The following is a 16,098-nucleotide window of genomic DNA, read 5'->3' on the forward strand; positions in this document are numbered from 1 at the left end:
CAGCAGAATTAAGTATTGATTAACGATCAAAAATGTTACCGACAGAGATTTACGTATGCGATCGTTGCGCCCCGATTAAAATTTGTAACGTTTGTCTCATTTAGCGGTTACGTCCGGGGTACGGTTCAACTTAGGCTCAAACCATCGTGGTAAACTGAGCTTAAATCTTTTAACGATGCGGATTCCTTAAAGCTTGCTGTGGTTGGGAATTCGGCGAAACTCAAATTGAGCCAATTTTGGGAGAAGACTTTCATGCGGGACGCAGTGACAAGCCTGATTAGAAACTACGACATTACAGGGCGATATTTAGATCGCAATGCGATCGATAGCCTGAAATCTTATTTTGATACCGGAATGGCTCGCGTTCAGGCGGCTGCGCTTATCAATTCGGACGCGGCTGGAATCGTACGCCAAGCAGGATCGCAATTGTTTGACGAAAATCCAGAGTTAATTCGTCCGGGCGGAAATGCGTATACAACTCGTCGCTATGCAGCTTGCTTGCGCGATATGGATTATTACTTGCGCTATGCGACTTATGCGCTGGTGGCAGGCGATAACGATGTTTTAGATGAGCGCGTTCTGGAAGGATTGCGGGAAACGTACAATTCGTTGGGCGTTCCTTGTGGTCCGACGGTGCGCGGGATTCAAATCATGAAGGACATTGTGAAGGCACAGGTGGCAGCGGCTGGGATTTCCGATACGCGGTTCCTAGATCAGCCGTTTGATTACATGTCGCGAGAATTGGGCGAGAAAGACATCTAAAGCGTTTGAATTTGTGTGAAATGGGCAGAGAACCAAAATTCTCTGCCCATTTCTATTAGGCTTGAATTCGATGGATCGTCTCACTCCATTGCAGTGCTCTTTGCGACTCTACAATTTTGCAGCGGGATAAATCAGCAGATTGAGCCGAAACGGGGCGAAGAGAGGACATAGGAAGAATGTGACGATTTCTATATCAACATTTTGCAAAGCTTAGAACAAGCTCCAGAACCGTAGATTTCTCGAAAATGGCGAAGGTAAGACCAAGATCACAGCAGACAGCTTATGCTAAAAGGTGATCTTGAGTGTGCAACTTCTTTATGCCTACTCCCTGTCACATTGTCGTTGAAGGCAATCCTGCGATCGTTTACGCCAGCCGTAACGGTGCGCCTGAGAAAATGCTGCCGATTTTGGAATCATTTCTCGATACGTTTTGGCAAGAACGCGACGCACTCGGTGAAACGCAAGATACGCCAGAATGCTTAGTCGCTCAGGTCGTCGTGCGATTTGGCTTTGAGATTTGCGAAGATGATTTCTCAAACCTAAAAGTCGGGCTGAAATATGACCCAACAGCGGCTTATCTGTATTTCATTTCAGCAGAGCGACAATTGAGCGTGTGGAGTCCGACCGATAACTATCGATCGAATCCCTCACTCGGACTAAAAGCCTGTCATCAGTTGAGAACAGTTTCGATCGGATAAGCTCAAATCTTGGCAAATCGTCTCACAGCTAATACACTTCCCACCAATCCAACCATTCCGCCAAACGCCAACAGAATCAAGGGCAGCGCTAGTAAATTAATCGAATGCGATGTGGCAGTGGTGAGAAATTGCACAAATTCTGCTTGTCCGCTCAGTTGATGGCGGATAAATTTTTGAATCGCCTGAATGAGAGAAAACGCGATCGCCGCTCCCAGCACGCCAAACGCCACTCCTTGAGTTAGAAACGGCAAATAAATCCAGCTTCGAGTAGCTCCGACAAGCTGCATAATTTCAATTTCTTTTCGTCTTGCCAAAACGATAAATCGAATTGTTGTATTAATGACCGCGATCGCGGTTCCGGTTAATACTGCGATCGTTGCGGTACTCATCCAGTTAAATCCTTTATTCAACTGAGCAATCCGCTGAACCGCTTCGCCAACATACTGAACTTCTTCGACTCCCCGAATTTTTTTCAGCTTCTCTGCCAAAGTCGGCACAGACTCAGACGATCGCGCTTTTACTTTCAATTCATCTACTAATGGATTTCCCTCTAATTGCTGCGTTGCGTCTCTAAGGTTCGACAAACCGAGTTCTTGAACCAAATTGCTCCAAGCTTGCTCTTTAGAAACATCTTGCACCGATGCAACTTCCGGCAATCGTTCGACAACCGATCGCAAAACATCCGCTGACACCCCCGTTTCAAGATAAGCCGACACTTCCAACTGACTCCCAAACTGAGTCAGCAAGCTCTCCAACTGCCAAGAAGCCTGTAGACTCACTCCGAATAGAAACAGCAGCACCGTCACCATACTCACCGCTGCCCAATTCATCCAACCTCCACGCCACAATCCGAGTAACGTTTCGCGAAACAAATAATCCAATTTCGTGAAGAACCGAACCATCTTTTCTCCCTCAATGCGCGAAACCCTTGTAGCATCCGAATTCAAAACCAGCATCCGAAGCTTCCACTGAATTCGTCCCGGATTCGCTAAAATAGAGCTAACACGGAATCAGTCCGACCTTCTATCTCCATTTTTAGGTGAACCATCCCATGTCTTCTGTAGTTCTGGTTGAGAAGAAAAAGTTAGAAAATCCGCCCTTAAAAATGCACCACATGGGCGATCGCGTCTTGCGTCAGCCTGCGAAACGAGTGGCGAAGGTGGATGATGAAGTGCGCGAAATCGCCCGTCAAATGCTGCAAACGATGTACAGCGAAGATGGCATCGGGCTTGCGGCTCCTCAAGTTGGGATTCACAAACAAATTATCGTGATCGATATCGAACCGGACAAACCCGAAGCGCAACCGCTGGTGTTGATTAATCCGGTAATTAAAAAATTCGGCACTCAGACCTGTAGCGGTCAAGAAGGTTGCCTCAGTATTCCAGGTGTTTATCTCGATGTCGATCGACCTGAAACGATCGAGGTTTCTTTCAAAGACGAAACCGGACGTATGAGAACGATCACCGCTGATGGTTTGTTATCTCGCTGTATCCAGCACGAAATCGACCACTTGAACGGCGTTCTGTTTGTCGATCGCGTCAATAACCAACTTGCCCTAACTCAAGAACTGAAAAAACGCGGCTTCTCTGCGAATGATGTCCGCGCCGTCCGATAATAAAGGCTAACCGTCAGAACACTGGCGGTTTTTTAGTCTTTGAGGAAAACGTCTTATGATCATGACCCCCAAAAGCGGTTTATTTCTCGGTGTATCTTGCGTGGCTGCGATCGCTGCGGTCGGATGCGTGTTTGAACTCACTTCAGGCAATCCAGAATACGGCTCAATGATCACCGGGATTATTCTGGCGATCAGTGCTCCTTTAACCGTCATTTCCTTTATCGCAGCGGTCGCTGATGCCAGAGCCAACAATCAATAATAAAGATTTCTAAGGGTTTGCTGGTTGTCGGGATCTAAACATGATAGAGATCCCAAGATACGTATAGAATGTGCGCTAGAAATTAACTTCGTTTCCCTGTTTCTACCGTATGTCTAGCGCGAACGCCCACTGCTCGAACTTCTTCTATGACGGGCGATATTAGTACCATAGCCTGCCTTCGGCAACTGTCGATCGGCAATCCTTCTGACTCGAAATTACTGGTACATGCTTTATCGATCGATGACGTGACTGCGATCGGACGCGATCCCCGTTGTCAAATCGTGATCGATCCGCTGTTGTTCGCGTCAGTTTCGCGCCGTCATGCCGAAGTTCGCCCGTGTGAACCGACTGAAGCAGAGCGTCCGTCCTGGTGGATTTGTGACCTCAATAGCTCGAATGGCACGTATTTGAACGGGCAGCGGTTGAGAGGATGTCAGGTTTTGAAATCTGGCGATCGCGTCACTTTAGGCAGCGATGGACCCGATTTTATCTTTGAATACTACGGTGATTCCTATCAGGAAAATTCAGCCGTGATTGAAGCTGATGTGTCCGTTCCGATGCCAACGGATTCAGTCACGTTGACGCAGCTTTTCCCGATCGTTTCTACCGGGCGAGAACTAACCCGAAAAGCTTATCTTGTTCCGAGTGTCATCACAATTGTCTTTGTTGTTTCCTTATTTGTTGCAGTTGGACAACCGTTACTATTCAATCGACTATTAGCAGGATATATCGCGCTGGTTGGGTTTTATTTTGTTTATCAACTCTGCGGCAAGAGAAAACCCTGGTGGGTGATGGTTTTAGCTGCAATGGGAACATACTTTTTACTTCGCAGTCCTGTTTTACCGCTATTTGTTGAAATCTTTCGGAACATCTTACCGGGACAAGTTCCAACGCCTGGAGAACCGATCAATCCTCTTGAGTTATTGATTCGGATGTTCTTCGGAGCGGGATTGATGGAAGAACTGCTCAAAGCGATTCCGTTAGCGGTACTGTTTTTAATCGGGCGATTTTTGCCTGCCCCGTGGAACGATCGAGTCGGAATCTGGGAACCGCTCGACGGTATTCTTTTGGGTGCTGCTTCCGCTGTTGGATTTACCTTAGTTGAAACCCTAGGGCAATACGTTCCAGACATGATCCAAACCACTTCTCTACAACTGGGAACCGGATGGGATCAGCTTCGAGGCTTGCAAGTTTTGATTCCGCGATTGCTTGGTGCCATTTCGGGACACATGGCGTACAGCGGATATTTCGGCTACTTTATTGGGCTGGCAGTTCTCAAACCTCGACAAAGCTGGTTAATTCTTCTTATCGGCTATCTCACTGCTTCTGGACTTCATGCGCTGTGGAACGTGATGGGCAGTGTGAGCGAAATTCTACTTGCGCTCGTCGGCATGGTGTCTTATGCGTTTCTGGCGGCTGCAATTCTGAAAGCTCGAAGTTTGTCGCCAAATCGATCGCAGAACTTCGCCACCCGCTTAAAATCCTAGCGCTACGAAAAATTCTATCTTTCGAGGTACTCAATTTCGGAATGAGTTCGTCTTTAGTGTGACGTAATTTGCAACGCTGGATCACTACGCTCAAATAGTAAGCATCGAAATCAATCAATTTAACCATTCGACTATGACTTTGAATTCACGACCCAAAACAGCGCTAAAACTCTTTTTACCGCTGATCTCAGTTTCGATCGCGCTCGTAGCAGGCGAACTCAAGGCGAATGCAAAAGAACCCAGCACGACTCAGACCGCTCCTGTCGCGATCAAAGGCGCTGCACTCTTAGGGCAACCGTCGATCGATGTGAACCAAACAATCCGACGCGAATTCTCCACTGATTCCCGCTTCACTGTTGCTCAAACCACGCCCTCTACTCCCAGTGAAATCACTCCTGGTCGTTCGGTTCCAGGAAGCACCCCCTCTGGCACTCCGACCAATCCCTCCGACGTAACGCCGAGCAATACGACTCCGGGAACCACGCCTATCACCCCCAGTACCACCCCCGGCACGACTCCGATCACACCGGAAACCACTTCACCAGGGACAACCCCCATTACTCCGAGCACTACGCCCACGACTCCGAGCACTGTTCCCATCACACCGGAAACTACGACTCCGAGCACCACGCCCACCACTCCAGACACAACCACACCCGGAACAACTACACCCACCATTCCAGACACAACCACACCCACCACACCCGGAACCACACAAGAACTGGCACCGGGTCGCGCAACTCGATCGGGGTCTAGCTATGTTGGAATCGGCGGTAACATCGGGATCGGCAATGGTGATATTTCTTTGGGACAAGGAAGCTTTGCCGTTCTTAGTAAAATTGGCTTGACCCGAAACTTCTCGGTTCGTCCGTCTGTGTTAATCAACGACGATGTTGCGATCCTTGTGCCAATCACCTACGACTTTAGCTTCGGTGAAGGTCCAACGGGCGGTCTTGGGTTTTCAGCGGCTCCATTCTTGGGGATTGGCGCAGCAATTTCAACGGGTGACGATGGCGATGTCGGTCTGTTGTTGACAGGTGGAATTGATGTTCCGCTGTCGTCTCAGTTCACAGCGACTGCTTCGGTAAATGCTTCTGTAACCGGACAGTCCGCAGTCGGTATTCTGATCGGTGTCGGCTACAACTTCGCAGGTTTCTAAGTTAAATCTGCTGATGTTAATTTCGCTCTCTAGACATTCTTGTTAGGGGAGCGAAATTTTTGTTTAAAGCGTAAATTCAGCAAATTCATCATCTGTTGTTTTTACTGTTGCAGATTGATATTGCTGAGTAGTGATTAACTCATTGAATTTTAACTGTGGATTCTGCTGTAGCACATTCAATGCAGTCATAAAATCACGAATAATCTCACCCGGTGTGAGGCGAGTTTCAGTCCCGATTTTGCTACCTCGAACCGCAGCAATAAAGTGAGTGATTTCACTTGAAGTAATCTGTTTTTTCAGTTCATAGTGAGTGCAAAAGACAGTTGCAATTCTCTGCAATAAGATTTGAAGTTCGCTTTCACTTAATGGCTCAAGAAAAATGACCGGGGAACTGGTATCGATCGCTTCACTCTGTACCACCCGACTCTGAGCCGTCCGACGCTGCCACGCTGGATCGCTATACAATCCACGTCTTGGATCTTCCAAAAACTGAGGAGTTCCGCCGATCAAAATGCCAAGATGACTGACTTTCCCTTGCATCGCATCATTGAACATTGCTAGAAGCTTGTCATAGTTATTTTGACGAGCGATCGCGGTCGGAATTTTCGACAAATGCACCACTTCATCGAGAATGATGATCAATCCTTTGTAATCAATATCCGCTGCAAATCGAGCAATCAATTTAACGTAGTCATACCAAGAATCGTCATCGATAATCACCCTCACACCTAATGCCGCTTTCGCTTCGGTCTTAGTTGAAAATTCTCCTCGTAACCAGCGCATCGCGGATTCTTTTTTGGTTTCATCATTCGATCGATATCCCGTCCAATACGCAATAATCACCGTCGCAAAATCAAACCCATTCACTAAATCCGCGACATCCTGAGTAACCAATCGAATTCGCGCTTCAACGTGCTGATCAAAACCTTCCTCGTTCGGCTTCATTCCGGTTTCTTGTGCAACCTGAGATTGAATTGCCGCAATCCAGCGCTCTAGAATAATTGTCAATGCGCCACCTTCTGGACGGCTCTTAGTTGCCAGATTTCGCATTAGTTCGCGATAGGTGGCGACTCCTGCCCCTTGACTACCTGTTAAACGTCGATCGGGCGTAATATCCGCATCCGCCACCACGAATCCGCTCTCCATTGCCAAGTTCCGAATCAGTTGCAGCGTAAAGCTTTTCCCTGCTCCATATCGCCCAATCACAAATCGAAACGCCGCCCCACCATTCGCGATATGTTCAAAATCCTGTCGAATCGCTGCAATTTCTTTTTCTCGTCCGACTGCAATTTGGTCTAACCCCACTCGCGGCACAACGCCAGCGCTAAGAGCATTGACGAGGGCAGTTGAGACGCGCTTGGTGAGTTTAGGCTGCATAAGAGTACGATCGCATTCAGTGTTTTAGGTTAGCACTAAAGAATGCGATCGATAAATCTGCTCCTAATCCGGTAAAAAATCATCGTCTAAGATTGAGGTCACATCGTATAAACATTCAGTTGGAAACGTGTCTATCGGCAGTCCGGTTTCGGCTTTTGCCTGTTTGGTTGCCCTGATGTACGACTCAGCCAGAATTGTTTCAAAATAAGGCTTGAGACTGGGAGAATCTTGCAAATCATCTCGCAGACGATAGCGATGTTCGAGCAGGCTAGACTCCCAGCTACTACTTCGTTTTTCCGGTTGATACTGCCACTTGAGAAGATGCAGCAACACAACAATCAAGTTGCTCTTTAAGCTGCGCCGCTGACTTCGTGCCATGTCTTCAATTTCATCAATTAAATTGTCCCAGTCGATGCGGTCATAGTGACCTTGCCGCAAATCGTCAACCGTCGTTTCAATCCACTGCAAGTAGTCAGTTTCATACAATAATCGCTGTTTTGCCTGAGTCATGATTTACTCCGGTTGTTGAAGTTGGCGCTGAATACGATCGCTGAGTTGACTATGTTTCGATGCCAGTCGCGCTTTCCCTGCCGCCGCCCAATCTTGCAGAAAATCAATCTGTTCTTTGGCAGTTCGAGCGAGGGGAACAATCTGGCTGGCAGCTTCGAGAATGTCATCGGTGGCAAAGTCGCGATTTTGGCTAAACCCGATGTGCATCGCTTCGATTAAGGTTTGCTCGATTTCGGCTCCTGAGAAATCTGGCGTTTCGTAGGCGAGTCGATCGAGATCATACTGCTTCAAATTGTGCGGACGCAGGCGAGAAAGATGCACGGAATAGATCGATCGACGTTCTTCTTGACTTGGCAATCCGACAAAGAAAATCTCATCGAATCGTCCTTTTCTCAGCATCTCTGGCGGTAAAGCTTGAATATTGTTTGCAGTCGCAACGACAAATACAGGCGATCGCTTTTCAGCCATCCAAGTGATAAAGGTTCCGAATACGCGGCTGGTCGTTCCCGAATCGCTGCGCCCGTCTACACCCGAAAACGCTTTATCAATTTCATCAATCCACAACACGCAAGGTGCAAGCGCTTCGGCAAGTTGAATCATCTGACGAGTGCGGGACTCTGATTCTCCGACCAGTCCACCGAACAAGCGACCGACATCTAATCGGAGTAGGGGTAAATGCCAGTGATGCGCGATCGCTTTTGCGGTCAATGATTTTCCGGTTCCCTGAATTCCCACGAGCATCAAGCCTTTGGGATGCGGTAATCCATATTGTCTTGCACGATCGCTAAACGATCCACCCCGACGAATCAGCCAATCTTTCAAGTTATCCAATCCGCCAATATCTGAAATATCTTCTTTAGCTGGATAGAAATCTAGAATCTGAGTTTGGCGAATCGTTTGCCGTTTTTCTTCGAGAATCAATTCGACATCTTCTGGACGAAGTTCACCATGCAGCGCGAAGGCTCTCGCGAGAACCCGACGAATTCGCTCGATCGATAATCCTTGGCACGATCGCACTAATTCATCGAGTGTTTTCGGCTCTAGTCGATGTCCGGTTGCACTTACTAGCCGTTCGATCTCAGTTTTAATCTCTGCCCCACCTGGAAGCGGAAACTCTAGAACAGTCAGCACTTCGCTCAAATCATCAGGAATCGAAATTTGAGACGATAACAGAACTAAATTCTTAGGTTGAGATTTCAACAATCGCGCCAGATTTCTGAGTTTTCGCGAGATCGAAATGTCTTCTAAGAATCGATGAAAGTCCCGCAGGATAAAAATCGCAGGCGCACTCATCGGTAGTTTCTCAACGAATTCAAGCGCTTGTAGAGGATTGCGTTTTCCGAATCCGACATCGTTGGGATTGCCTTGATAGCCATCGACAAAATCCCAGGTGTAAACCGCTCGATCGCCTTGAGCTTTCGCGGATTGTGCGATCGCGGCTTCGACTCGTTCTTCTTCACGAGTCGGAATGTAGATGATCGGATAACGCGCCCGGACGAGCAGATTGAATTCGTCGCTAAAACTCATAACTCGCTTTCTTAAAGTACGGTCTTTCTACTACCGTACAACAATCAAGCTAGTTGAGATGACCCTTCAAGGCTTGCAGTGCTGCCCAACGGCTGTCAATCCCCGGACTCTTAATTTCGTCTGCCACTTCAATCCCAGCACAGTCTTTCGCACAGAGTTGACGCTGCGGAATTTCGAGCGAAAGCTGCTCATAGAGCCAAGCTTCAGGGTCAAAGTAACCGTTTGGCAACAAGGTTTCAACCAGATCGTCCATTGAAAGATCTTTATCAAGCGGCAATTCATCTAATTGATCCGCCGTTTCATCGAGCCAGATCATTTCTTTGGGTTCGATCGCTAATCGATGATTAAACTGCTGCAAACAGCGATGGCAGGTCAGCGTAATGATCGTTTCTACCTTGGCTGAAATTTCGAGAAAGTTGCCTTGATGCGTGATTTTGATCCAGCCTTGAACCGGAGTGAGCGTTTTCAGGTCTTTCAGAAACGTCTTGAACTCGATCGTTTTAGTCTGTTCTGGACACTGAACCAGGCGAGGAATGTGAATAGCTTCCATAGGATTTGATACTGAAGAGAGCGATCGTAATCTCAGTTACGCTTACACTTAACAAACAAAGAGCGGAAGACTTGCCACGTACAGCACAATTTTCCCGCTCCTTTAGTTTATCGAATCAAGCTGCTATGTCTCGTCTGAACCTGATCCAGCTAACCGAACCACCAAACGCCGATCGGGTTCTTGACCCCGACTAAATGTTTCAATATCTGCACTGTCTTGAAGAATTGAATGCACTTGACGACGCTCGGCAGAAGAAAGCGATTTGATTTCGTATTCTTCGCCTGTTTCGCGCACTCTGGCGGCGGCATCTTCAGCGATCGCGGTTAATTCTGTCAGCCGTTGGGCGCGGTATCCGTTGATCTCGATCGTATAAGCGATTTGCTCTTCCTGCCCGATATTCAGAACTGAGCTTGCCAAGTATTGAATCGAATCGAGAACCGCGCCGTTATTGCTGAGTAACGCTTCGATTTGATTGGGCTGAAGGGAAGTATGGTCGATCGTCAACCAGCAGCTTTTTTCAGCGGAGGTATTTCGGATTTCAGCGGTTACGGTTGCCGGAAATGCAGCCAGCTTGAGAAATGTTTCGAGCCACTGCTGCCCCCGCTGCTGTAATTGAGTTTCAGCCATACGTTCCAACACTATGCCTTCTTCTTACGACCGGGTTCAAACGGGAGAGTATCATCTCCACCATCCGACTTTGCACTCCCACCACTTGTTTTTGCAGTTGCCGCAGCATCCGCATCGACGAGCTTCTGAAGATTCTCAGGTAATGGCTCACGCGACAGAATGAAGGTCTGCCCCGTTTGGAAAATGTTCGCCAGCACCATGTACATCAGGACACCAGCGGGCAGCGGGAAGAACAAGAACATACCGGAGAAAATCACAGGTGTAACTTTGTTGATGGTGTCTTGTTGAGGATTGCCCGTCGAACCTTGTCCTGAAATCAGTTGACTAATGTACAAGCTGAGTCCGAAGAAGACGATCATACCGATGATGTCCCAGTGGAATGTTCCATCTGGATCAACCGCTCCGACTCGTCCAAGCTGATCGATGAACAAGAAGCCTTTATCCGCAGCGATTCCAGGAACGAAGGCTTGAATCGTCGCATCTCCAGCCTGAAGTGCTTCGATCGTGCCGTCATCGTTAATCTTGATTCGCTCTGCGCCGTTCGTCGCTTTGAATCTCGGAACCAGATGGCTCTCAGGATATTCCTTCAAAAGCTCTGAAAACGGCTTGCCGTCTACAGTTTGAAACTCGATTTTGGTTTTCTCACCGACAGCGAGTTTTGTGCCAGCGGGAGCGATCGCGCTAATTTTCGCGTGAACGCCATCTTCTACATAAACGTTTTGAGGCGGCGTGATAAAAGCTTGCGGTGCGACTTGTTCGATTTGGGCTTGAGGTGCAATCTGGAGGTTCACCGTATAAGGAACATCCGAGAAAGGTGATCCTCTTAAAGTTGCAAACAGCGCGAATAGAATCGGCATTTGTAACACGACAGGCAAACATCCCGCCAGTGGATTACCGAATTCCTTGTAAACCGCGCTCATTTCTTCCTGCTGTTTTGCAGGATCACTCTTATACCGTTCCTGAATTTCTTTAACGCGCTTTTGCATCACAGGTTGTGTCACCTTCATGCGGCGCATACTGCGGATTGAACCTGCACTGAGCGGGAAGAGGGCAAAGCGAATGACTAGAGTCAACGCTACGATCGCCAACCCATAGCTCGGCACGATCCCGTAGAAAAAATCCAGGATCGGCAGCATCACGTTATTGGATAAGAAGCTTACACCAAAGTCCATTCGCTTTACGTCTACCTACTAGGGTCTAAAGAGTTAGGGCATTCAAAATGCCAAATCCAGTGTAACGCTCAGGGCGCAAATTTACGGTTGACTTCCAAGGCTACCGCTTACTTTTTTCGCCTTTTCAGAAAGTCGCTCATTAATAAAGTCGTACACTTCCCGGAACTTCGGAATTGCTCTAAGCTCAAGGCGGCTACCGTCTCTAAGCGTTAACACCATATCGCCGTAAGTTCCAATTCCACGGGGAACCGTCACAACTTTCGTGATTTCCGAATAGATGACATCTGAGCGATCGCGTCCTTGCCAGCCACCGACGACACTAATTCGACGGTTAGTAATGCGATACCGCAACCAGAGCGCCCGCACGATCGCACCGACCGTGAGCGGCAAGCAAATCACGGTGAAACCTAAGAGAACGTTGATAATCAAATCCCCAATATGAGGTCCACCTTCGTAGAAGACTTCTTCTTTAACTGCCATTGAGCACCTCAGCTTTAACCAATAACTGCTCTAATTCTTGCAGATATTGAGGATATTCACACTCGGTCGCTTCGATTCGCACACCAATGACGATCGAGAATCCTGGTTTTGTTCTGGGCAAGAAACTTCTCAAAATCGCTCGAACCTGCCGCTTGATTCGGTTCCGAACCACGGCACGTTTGCTGACTTTCTTACTAATCGAAATACCGATCCGGGTTGGTTGCTCCGGACGTTTCAGCACTCTTAAATTAAAACAGTGAGAACCTCGACGAAATCCGCGCTGATAGACAGCATCAAAATCTCGTCGATGTTTCAGTCGATTTTCTTGCGGCAGCAAAACAGCGATCAGGAAGATGAAACTGACAGGCGCAACCGTCCTTTCTTACGGCGTGCTTGAATCACTTTTTGTCCATTTTTCGTCCGCATCCGAGCGCGGAATCCTGATACCCGTCTGCGTTTGCGGCTTGTTCCGCCTAAAGTGCGCTTCGTCATGTCCGTGGCTCCAGTGAGTCGATATTAATTCCCAAGCAAAAAAGAAGTAGACTGCGGGAAAAGTCACAGTCTACTAGCGTACCATGAATTTTAATTACTGAATCGTGACGATCCAGGTTCCGATGTCGCGCAACAGGGGGACATCTCCAGGAGAGAGAATGCGACAGTTGAAGTAGAACATGCCGCCGCTGTTGGGATTTCGGACATTGTTAAAAATCAGTTCGACGTTCGAACCTGCCGGAACGGGTTCTTGGGGAAAGACTTGGAGCACGTAGTTGTCTTTTTCCCATTGCACTTCTTGAACGGCAACTTTTTTGTCATTCACTAGAAGCTCGACGTTTTTCGGGTCGAATGTGCCTCGGAAGTAGTTCGGGTAATCGATCGAGAATTGAGCGATCGCGACTTTCACCTTGTCGCGTCCGATGCGGAACCGATAGCGATCCCAAGACCCGCTATTTCCACCAAAATCCAGACGATAGCTCAGTTGTTTTCCCGGTTGAACGCCGCTGAAGATGGTCAATCCAGGCAGACCTTGAGCGAACGCAACCAGGGGCACCGCAGCGACCAAACTTCCCGCAATGGCGAGCGTTGAGACGATCCGACGCATTGAACATCCTTTCAGCAGCATAGATAAGTTAGGGGTTAAGTTCATTCAACATTGAGATTAGCAGGAATGCGCGTGAGGGGCTACCGAGAGCGACGCGATCGAGCCTGATTTTGTTCCTACGAAAGTTGATTCGGATCGATTCCGAGTTCTCGCAGTTTTGCGGCTAAGATTTCCGCTCGTTGTTCTGCTTCAGTAGCTCGTTGTTCTGCCGCCTCTGCCCGCTGTTGTTCGGCTTCTTCAGGTAAGGGCACGAGAGAACCGTTTTCAGTGAATAGACGGAGTTGTCGATCGTGAATTCCAAGATAGAAGCCAATCTCGCGACTCCATAGCTGTCCTTGCGGATTTGGAATCAGAGCCTCATAGCGACCCTGAATCAGTTGAAAGCCTTGAAATTCGAGTGTGACCGGATCGAGCCAGAAATATTCTGGAACGCGCCAGATCGATTGGTAGATTTCTTTTTTCTCACCTCGATCGACATCCGCCGTGGAATCAGACAGCAGTTCGATGATCAAGTTTGGATATTGACCGTTTTCGTGCCAAACTGTCCAACTTTTTCGTCGATCGGGTCGAGTGCCAAGAACGACGAAGAGATCAGGACCTCGGAAAAATTCTGACTTCTTCTGATTCGGGCTGTAATAAACCGTTAGATTTCCCGCAACATAGACATCGCTGCGTCCTCCCATTCCATCAGGGCGAAAAATCCAGCGAATCAAGCGAACGAGCAAATCAATTTGATCACGATGTAGGTCACTTTCCAAGGGCGGTTCGTCGCTCCACAAGTCGGGTGGTGGCAAGGGTGAGTCGTCAGCCAGCAACGGAACTTTGGGAATCGCTTGTGTCATGGCAGCAAATCTCAAACACCAGGAATTTTTATTGTATCAGGGCATTTGTTCTAATGATTTGTTAAACAGATTGAATTTAGATTTCAAGATGTGAAATTCAGCGCGGATCGTTGATATTTTTTCATTAAGCATTTAAGAAGTGAGGCTCATAAAAGTTTTTGTTAGATTGCCCATATTCTGAACTTATAATTTCTGAAAGTTTGCTGGATGAATTACTTTTTGAAGCACGAGGGATTGAATTTCTTGTGTTTTCGAGTATGACTGAGAAAAGCTGTTACACACGCATCAACTGAGGAGACAGCATGACGATCGCGATCAATAAAGAGTCAGGGGCGGAACGTTCACCAAGTCAGCATCCCGTTATCTACCGGAAAATTGGAATTCCAAAAGAAATTTATGCGGGAGAATGTCGAGTCGCGGCAACTCCAGACACGGTAAAGATTTTGCAGAAATACGGTTTTGAAGTTTTAGTTGAATCGGGCGCGGGAGAAGCTGCAAATTTTTCAAATCAAGCTTATTTAGATGCAGGTTGTCGAATCATTGTTGATACAGAAACGCTCTGGTCTTATGCAGATTTAATTCTGAAAGTTCGCCCCCCGATTTGGAATTCAAATTTAAACAAACATGAAGCAGATTTGCTGCATGAAGGCGCAACTTTAATTAGTTTTATTTGGGCAAATCAGAATCCAGAATTAGTCGAACATTTGGCAAATCGGAAGGCGACCGTGTTGGCGATGGATGCCGTCCCTCGAATTAGTCGCGCTCAGAAGTTAGATGCGCTCAGTTCGATGGCGAATATTGCTGGATATCGGGCTGTGATTGAAGCAGCACAGCAGTTTGGGCGATTTTTTACCGGGCAAATTACCGCAGCGGGGAAAGTTCCACCTGCGAAAGTTTTGGTGATTGGGGCGGGAGTTGCGGGATTGGCGGCGGTGGGAACGGCACGATCTCTGGGTGCGATCGTTCGGGCATTCGATACTCGTCCTGTCGTGAAAGAGCAAGTTCAAAGTTTAGGAGCAGAATTCCTAGAGTTGCAGTTTGAAGAGGATGGAACGGGACAGGGTGGTTATGCGAAAACCATGAGTCCTGAGTTTATCAAAGCTGAGATGGAACTATTTGCGGCTCAGGCGAAAGATGTCGATATCATCATTACGACCGCACTAATTCCGGGTAAGAAAGCTCCAACCTTGATTACAACAGCGATGGTTGAGAGCATGAAAGAAGGTTCTGTGATTGTTGATCTGGCAGCCGAACAAGGTGGAAATTGTGAAGTCACAAAACCGGGTGGAATTTATCGATACCAAGGTGTAACGATCATTGGACTCACTGATTTACCGAGTCGAATGGCAGCACAAGCAAGTCAGCTTTACGGTAAGAATCTGTGTCATTTGCTCGATGATATGGGGCGAAATGACAACTACCACATTGATTTAAATGATGAAGTAATTCGAGGTGCGTTAGTCCTACATCAAGGTGAAACCGTTGAGCCTTTACCGAAAGTTGCGCCCGCACCGCAGAAGGTTGAAACGCCCACTGTTGAAGTTCCTATCGTTAAAACTCGCGCAGCGAAGCTGATCCGTGCCGGATCGACACCCACTTGGATTTGGACAGTACTACTAGGGGCAGTATTGTTAGGGATTGGCACGATCGCGCCTCCATCCTTCCTCAGTCACTTCACAGTATTCGTTCTCGCCTGCTTTATCGGATGGCAAGTAATCTGGAACGTGAAACCCGCACTACATACACCTTTGATGAGTGTGACGAATGCAATTAGCGGCATCATCATTCTCGGTGGAATGCTTCAGATTTCCGGTACTCCGACTTCTGCAACCACGATCTTAGGCGCGATCGCAATTCTGATCGGCACGATTAACATCGCAGGTGGCTTCCTCGTCACACAGCGAATGCTCAAAATGTTCCAAAAACAATAGAGG

General features: G+C 47.8%; 19 protein-coding genes. 7 read left to right on the forward strand and 12 right to left on the reverse strand.

What is annotated here, in order from left to right; all coding sequences use genetic code 11:
• The first annotated feature begins 252 nt into the window (after positions 1 to 252).
• Together apcB and NIES2104_RS06750 are read left to right on the forward strand one after the other, a co-directional pair.
• On the forward strand, positions 253 to 762 hold the full coding sequence (apcB, locus tag NIES2104_RS06745) for an allophycocyanin subunit beta (RefSeq protein WP_059001595.1): 510 nt from the start codon (positions 253 to 255) through the stop codon (positions 760 to 762).
• Positions 763 to 1,079: 317 nt separating this feature from the next.
• Positions 1,080 to 1,460: a hypothetical protein gene (locus tag NIES2104_RS06750; protein WP_058996953.1), complete on the forward strand. Its 381-nt coding sequence runs from the start codon at positions 1,080 to 1,082 to the stop codon at positions 1,458 to 1,460.
• A gap of 2 nt (positions 1,461 to 1,462) precedes the next feature.
• On the opposite strand, the gene NIES2104_RS06755 is transcribed toward NIES2104_RS06750, so the two are convergent.
• Positions 1,463 to 2,362 (reverse strand): ABC transporter permease, encoded by a 900-nt coding sequence (locus NIES2104_RS06755; protein ID WP_059001596.1) that lies wholly within the window; start codon positions 2,360 to 2,362, stop codon positions 1,463 to 1,465.
• A gap of 149 nt (positions 2,363 to 2,511) precedes the next feature.
• Between NIES2104_RS06755 and def the strand changes: the two genes are divergently transcribed.
• The 4 genes from def (at position 2,512) to NIES2104_RS06775 (ending at position 5,980) form a co-directional block, all read left to right on the forward strand.
• Complete coding sequence (def, locus tag NIES2104_RS06760; protein WP_058996954.1) at positions 2,512 to 3,075, forward strand: peptide deformylase; 564 nt, start codon at positions 2,512 to 2,514, stop codon at positions 3,073 to 3,075.
• 55 nt (positions 3,076 to 3,130) lie between these two features.
• Positions 3,131 to 3,334, forward strand: coding sequence for a hypothetical protein (locus NIES2104_RS06765; protein ID WP_058996957.1), 204 nt, complete (start codon positions 3,131 to 3,133; stop codon positions 3,332 to 3,334).
• A 146-nt stretch (positions 3,335 to 3,480) separates the two neighbouring features.
• A complete protein-coding gene (locus NIES2104_RS06770; RefSeq protein ID WP_058996959.1) occupies positions 3,481 to 4,821 on the forward strand; it encodes a PrsW family glutamic-type intramembrane protease in 1,341 nt (446 codons plus the stop codon).
• A gap of 133 nt (positions 4,822 to 4,954) precedes the next feature.
• Positions 4,955 to 5,980 carry a hypothetical protein gene (locus NIES2104_RS06775; protein WP_058996960.1) on the forward strand — a complete coding sequence of 342 codons (1,026 nt, stop codon included), beginning with the start codon at positions 4,955 to 4,957 and terminating at the stop codon, positions 5,978 to 5,980.
• Positions 5,981 to 6,043: 63 nt separating this feature from the next.
• Here NIES2104_RS06775 and NIES2104_RS06780 read toward each other — a convergent pair whose 3' ends face one another.
• From NIES2104_RS06780 to NIES2104_RS06825, 11 genes are all read right to left on the reverse strand, one after another.
• The gene (locus NIES2104_RS06780) at positions 6,044 to 7,357 is read right to left on the reverse strand and encodes an ATP-binding protein (protein WP_058996962.1); all 1,314 of its coding nucleotides are present in this window, start codon (positions 7,355 to 7,357) and stop codon (positions 6,044 to 6,046) included.
• Positions 7,358 to 7,420: 63 nt separating this feature from the next.
• Entirely contained in the window at positions 7,421 to 7,867 is a 447-nt protein-coding gene (locus NIES2104_RS06785) for a DUF29 domain-containing protein (protein ID WP_192843566.1), read from the reverse strand.
• Between the two features lie 3 nt (positions 7,868 to 7,870).
• Complete coding sequence (locus NIES2104_RS06790) at positions 7,871 to 9,394, reverse strand: AAA family ATPase (protein WP_058996967.1); 1,524 nt, start codon at positions 9,392 to 9,394, stop codon at positions 7,871 to 7,873.
• A 49-nt stretch (positions 9,395 to 9,443) separates the two neighbouring features.
• Positions 9,444 to 9,944, reverse strand: a complete 501-nt coding sequence (locus NIES2104_RS06795) for a DUF177 domain-containing protein (protein ID WP_058996969.1) — start codon at positions 9,942 to 9,944, stop codon at positions 9,444 to 9,446.
• Positions 9,945 to 10,067: 123 nt separating this feature from the next.
• On the reverse strand, positions 10,068 to 10,571 hold the full coding sequence (locus tag NIES2104_RS06800) for a R3H domain-containing nucleic acid-binding protein (RefSeq protein WP_058996971.1): 504 nt from the start codon (positions 10,569 to 10,571) through the stop codon (positions 10,068 to 10,070).
• 11 nt (positions 10,572 to 10,582) lie between these two features.
• A complete protein-coding gene (gene yidC, locus NIES2104_RS06805; protein ID WP_058996973.1) occupies positions 10,583 to 11,743 on the reverse strand; it encodes a membrane protein insertase YidC in 1,161 nt (386 codons plus the stop codon).
• An 81-nt stretch (positions 11,744 to 11,824) separates the two neighbouring features.
• The gene (locus tag NIES2104_RS06810) at positions 11,825 to 12,223 is read right to left on the reverse strand and encodes a PH domain-containing protein (protein WP_058996975.1); all 399 of its coding nucleotides are present in this window, start codon (positions 12,221 to 12,223) and stop codon (positions 11,825 to 11,827) included.
• Positions 12,213 to 12,560: a ribonuclease P protein component gene (rnpA, locus tag NIES2104_RS06815; RefSeq protein WP_058996977.1), complete on the reverse strand. Its 348-nt coding sequence runs from the start codon at positions 12,558 to 12,560 to the stop codon at positions 12,213 to 12,215. Before rnpA ends, NIES2104_RS06810 begins: the two co-directional genes overlap by 11 nt.
• An 8-nt stretch (positions 12,561 to 12,568) precedes the next feature.
• Complete coding sequence (rpmH, locus tag NIES2104_RS30730; RefSeq protein ID WP_072218036.1) at positions 12,569 to 12,715, reverse strand: 50S ribosomal protein L34; 147 nt, start codon at positions 12,713 to 12,715, stop codon at positions 12,569 to 12,571.
• A gap of 94 nt (positions 12,716 to 12,809) precedes the next feature.
• The gene (locus tag NIES2104_RS06820) at positions 12,810 to 13,322 is read right to left on the reverse strand and encodes a DUF2808 domain-containing protein (protein WP_059001597.1); all 513 of its coding nucleotides are present in this window, start codon (positions 13,320 to 13,322) and stop codon (positions 12,810 to 12,812) included.
• Between the two features lie 116 nt (positions 13,323 to 13,438).
• Positions 13,439 to 14,164 (reverse strand): Uma2 family endonuclease, encoded by a 726-nt coding sequence (locus NIES2104_RS06825; RefSeq protein WP_058996978.1) that lies wholly within the window; start codon positions 14,162 to 14,164, stop codon positions 13,439 to 13,441.
• Positions 14,165 to 14,466: 302 nt separating this feature from the next.
• Between NIES2104_RS06825 and pntA the strand changes: the two genes are divergently transcribed.
• Complete coding sequence (gene pntA / locus NIES2104_RS06830; protein WP_058996980.1) at positions 14,467 to 16,095, forward strand: Re/Si-specific NAD(P)(+) transhydrogenase subunit alpha; 1,629 nt, start codon at positions 14,467 to 14,469, stop codon at positions 16,093 to 16,095.
• Positions 16,096 to 16,098: the final 3 nt, after the last annotated feature.

Origin of the sequence: Leptolyngbya sp. NIES-2104 (assembly GCF_001485215.1) — a bacterium.
Classification (GTDB): Bacteria; Cyanobacteriota; Cyanobacteriia; order Leptolyngbyales; family Leptolyngbyaceae; genus Leptolyngbya.